The 4,502-nt window shown below is 70.8% G+C and carries 3 protein-coding genes; all 3 read left to right on the forward strand.

Annotated elements, in window-relative coordinates:
* Positions 1-393 precede the first annotated feature (393 nt).
* The 3 genes from metG to WMI84_RS17060 all read left to right on the forward strand — a co-directional run bounded on the left by metG (position 394) and on the right by WMI84_RS17060 (position 4,449).
* Positions 394-2,265: a methionine--tRNA ligase gene (gene metG, locus WMI84_RS17050; RefSeq protein ID WP_347354972.1), complete on the forward strand. Its 1,872-nt coding sequence runs from the start codon at positions 394-396 to the stop codon at positions 2,263-2,265.
* Positions 2,262-3,113: a TatD family hydrolase gene (locus tag WMI84_RS17055; protein WP_347354973.1), complete on the forward strand. Its 852-nt coding sequence runs from the start codon at positions 2,262-2,264 to the stop codon at positions 3,111-3,113. The genes metG and WMI84_RS17055 overlap by 4 nt, the downstream gene beginning before the upstream one ends.
* 208 nt (positions 3,114-3,321) lie before the next feature.
* Entirely contained in the window at positions 3,322-4,449 is a 1,128-nt protein-coding gene (locus WMI84_RS17060; RefSeq protein WP_347354974.1) for a transglycosylase family protein, read from the forward strand.
* Positions 4,450-4,502 lie beyond the last annotated feature (53 nt).

Below are 4,502 nucleotides of genomic sequence, written 5' to 3' on the forward strand. Positions count from 1 at the left end.
GTCGGTGGTCACTGGTGGTACCAACTTGCCCCGGCCGACCTCTACGCCTCGCAGCTCCCACACAGGATCGGTGGACTTCACAAGCCTGAGCCGTGGTGAAGCCCGCACAGCGAGCTGACGCGCTCCTGCGCCGACCTCGCCTCGCCCACCCATTGCCCGCCGGTCCGAACATGTGACAGACTCGGAACACATCGCCCGTCTCCTTCGTGGGACGGGCTTATCTTGTTGTTCGGCATGGGCCATCGGTGACAACGGTGACAAGGCTGGAACGGCTCACCGCGCAGCGGCTGAGCGGCATACCCCTGCCGTATGCCGCTCAGCCACGTCGCGCAGCGCACCTGAGCTCAGAACGCGGCTGAGACCACCCACCCGACAGCCCTAGGATCGGGGGCCATGAGCAAAGTCCTGTCCGCCGTCGCCTGGCCGTACACCAACGGCCCGCGCCACATCGGCCACGTGGCCGGGTTCGGCGTGCCCTCCGACGTGTTCAGCCGGTACATGCGGATGGCCGGACACGACGTGCTCATGGTCTCGGGCACCGACGAGCACGGCACCCCGATCCTCGTGCTGGCCGAGCAGGAGGGCCTGACCCCGCAGGAGGTCACCGACAAGTACAACAGGGTCATCGCGACCGACCTGACCGACCTGGGCCTGTCCTACGACCTGTTCACCCGCACCACGACCGCCAACCACTACGCGGTCGCCCAGGAGCTGTTCACCGGCGACTGGCGCAACGGCTACATGATCGAGCAGACCACTCGGGGCGCGATCAGCCCGTCGACCGGGCGCACCCTGCCCGACCGCTACATCGAGGGCACCTGCCCGATCTGCGGGTTCGGCGAGGCGCGCGGCGACCAGTGCGACAACTGCGGCAACCAGCTCGACGCCACCGACCTGATCGACCCGCGCAGCAAGATCAACGGCGAGACCCCCGAGTTCGTCGAGACCCGGCACTTCTTCCTCGACCTGCCCGCGCTCGCCGACACCCTCGCCGAGTGGCTCGACGAGCGGGAGGCGACCGGGCTGTGGCGGCCCAACGTCATCAAGTTCGCGCGCAACCTGCTCGAGGACGTCCGGCCGCGGGCCATGACGCGCGACCTCGACTGGGGCATCCCGGTGCCGATCGAGGGCTGGCGCGACCAGCCGCACAAGCGCTTCTACGTGTGGTTCGACGCGGTCGTCGGCTACCTGTCGGCCTCGATCGAGTGGGCCCGGCGCACCGGCGAGCCGCAACGGTGGCGCGAGTTCTGGGACGCCACGCAGGCGGACCCGCCGCGCAGCTACTACTTCCAGGGCAAGGACAACATCACCTTCCACGCCCAGATCTGGCCGGCCGAGCTGCTCGCCTACGCCGGGCGGGGGGCCAAGGGCGGGCAGCCGGGGGAGTACGGCGTGCTCGCCCTGCCGACCGAGGTCGTCGCCTCCGAGTTCATGACGATGGAGGGCCGGCAGTTCTCCACCTCGCGCGGGCACGTCATCTACGTGCGCGACGTGCTCGACCGGTACGGCCCCGACGCGCTGCGCTACTTCATCTGCGCGGCCGGCCCGGAGAACCAGGACAGCGACTTCACCTGGGCCGAGTTCGTCCAGCGCAACAACTCCGAGCTGGTCGGCGGCTGGGGCAACCTGGTCAACCGGACCGCCGCGATGATCGCCAAGAGCTTCGGGCAGATCCCCGCGGCCGGCCCGCTCGAGCCGGTCGACGAGGCGCTGCTGGCGGCCGTCCGCGGCGGGTTCGAGACGGTCGGACGGCTCATCGAGCGGCAGCGGTTCAAGCAGGGCATCGCCGAGGTCATGCGGATCGTCGGCGAGGCCAACAAGTACGTCGCCGACACCGAGCCCTACCGGCTCAAGGGCGACGATGAGCGCGAGCGTCTCGGGACGGTGCTGCACGTGCTCGCCCAGGCCGTGACCGACCTGAACACGATGACCGCGCCGTTCCTGCCGCACGGCGCCAACCGGGTCCATCTCGTCATGGGCGGCCAGGGCGAGCTCATGCCGATGCCACGGCTGCAGGAGGTCACCGACCTCGACAACGGCCGGCCCTACCCGATCATCACCGGCGACTACTCGGCCACCCCCGCCTGGGGCCCGCGGCCCGTCGTCGTGGGCACGCCGGTCGGCAGGCCGACCCCGGTCTTCGCCAAGTTCGACCCGTCGGTCGTCGACGAGGAGGTCGAGCGGATGCGGGCTGACCACACCGAGCCCGAGGGCCCGCCGCACCCCACCGAGGACGCCGACCCGACCGACGCGCCCGGGGCATGACCCCGCCGGCCGGCTCACGCGGGCTGCCCCCGGCCCCCGACCCGCTGCCCGTCGCCGTCGTCGACAACCACGCCCACCTCGACATCACCCGGGAGGGCGGCCAGGCCCTTCCGGTCGCCGAGGCGGTGGCCCGGGCCGGGTCGGTCGGCGTCACCCGCATCGTCCAGGTCGGCTGCGACCTGCCCGGCATCGAGTTCACGATGGACGTGATCGACCGGTTCCCAGAGGTCGTCGGGGCCATCGCCCTGCACCCCAACGAGGTGCCCAGGCTGGCCGACGCGGGAAGGCTGGCGGCGGCATACCAGACGCTGGAGCGGCACGCCACCCATCCCCGCATCCGGGCCGTCGGCGAGACCGGCCTGGACTACTACCGGACCGGCCCGGAGGGGCGGGCCGCGCAGCAGGACGGCTTCCGCCGGCACATCGACCTGGCCAAGCGCACCGGCAAGGTCCTGCAGATCCACGACCGCGACGCCCACGAGGACGTGCTGCGCATCCTCGAGCAGGAGGGCGCCCCGGACCGGACCGTGCTGCACTGCTTCTCCGGCGACCCGGCGATGGCGCGTGAGTGCGTGGCCCGCGGCTACTACCTGTCGTTTGCGGGAATCATCACATTCGGCAACGCCCGCGGCCTGCGCGAGGCGCTGCGCGCCACCCCGCTCGAGCGGGTCCTCGTCGAGACCGACGCCCCGTACCTGACGCCGAGCCCGCACCGTGGCGCGACGAACGCAAGTTACTTGGTGCCATTGACGATTCGCGTCATGGCGGATGTTCTGGACGTCCCGGTTCCAGCCCTGTGCCAGGCCGTCTCGGACACGTCCGAGCGGCTCTACGGACCCTGGTCGTAGGGGGTGCGCGCCACGCCGCGCCGCATCCCGAGGATCGTTACCAAAATTTGACCTTTGCCCGCCGGCCCTGTTTCCCTTGATGACTGTTGGCCGGTTGCGACCCCGCTTCGGCCGCTCGTGGGAGGGCCCCGGCAACGGTGGCGGACGGTCCTCCGAGCGGCGCACCGAGAGCGCGGAGCACCGGGAAGGCTCGACGTTTCGGAGTGTTGTGATCTCACGTAAGACCCAGGTCCTCGCGGCTGCAGGCGCTGCAGTCCTCCTCACCGCAGGTGGGGTGGGCGCCGCCCAGCTCGACAAGTCCGTCACCCTCAGCATCGACGGGCAGGCCGCCCCCGCACACGTCTTCGGCAGCACCGTGGGCGACCTGCTCGACGCCAAGGGCATCGCGCTCACCAGCGGCGACGTCGTCTCGCCCGCCGAGGCCACGCCGTTGCGCGACGGCGACGTCGTCAACGTGAAGTACTCGCGGCCGATCACCCTGACCATCGACGGCCGGACCAGCCAGATCCGCACCACCGAGACGACCGTCGACGGCGTGCTCGACGCGCTCGGGCTGCGCGCGCCGGGTGCGCAGGTCTCGGCCTCCCGGTCCCAGAGCATCGGCCGGTCCGGGCTGGCCCTGTCGATCACCACCCCCAAGGACATCACCGTCGTGGCCGACGGCAAGACGGCCGAGCACACGGTCGTGGCCGCGACCGTCTCCGACGCGCTGCACCGGCTCGGCATCGAGGTCGGCACCAAGGACAAGGTCGCCCCCGGCGCCTCGACCGTCATCAAGGACGGCACCAAGATCGTCGTCAAGCGCGTCACCACGAAGCGGGCCACCACGACCGAGCCGGTCGCCTTCAGCACGACCCGCACCAAGAGCAGCGCGCTCTACAAGGACCAGACCAAGGTCAAGACCGCAGGTCGCACCGGGGAGCGCACCGTCACCCTCGAGCGGACCTTCGTGGACGGCAAGCTGACCGGCACCAAGCGGGTCGCCGCCAAGGTCACCAGCAAGCCGGTGAACCGGGTGCTCGTCGTCGGCACCAAGTCGCGGCCGGCCGCGAGCAGCAGCTCCAGCTCGAGCGGGTCCAGCTCGGGTGCGGGCATCAACCTGGCCCGCGCCGCCATGTGGGACCGGGTCGCCGCCTGCGAGTCCGGTGGCAACTGGCACATCAACACCGGCAACGGCTACTACGGCGGGCTCCAGTTCTCGGCCAGCACCTGGCTGGCCTACGGCGGCGCCGACTTCGCCTCGCGCGCCGACCTCGCCAGCCGCGCCCAGCAGATCACCGTCGCCAACCGGGTCTACGCCGACAACGGCCTCGCCCAGTGGGGCTGCAAGGCCTGAGGTCCTGACTCAGGTCAGGACGACGAGCGTGAGGTATGCCGCCCAGCTGAGCC

This window comes from Intrasporangium sp. (assembly GCF_039812505.1).
GTDB lineage: Bacteria > Actinomycetota > Actinomycetes > Actinomycetales > Dermatophilaceae > Intrasporangium_A.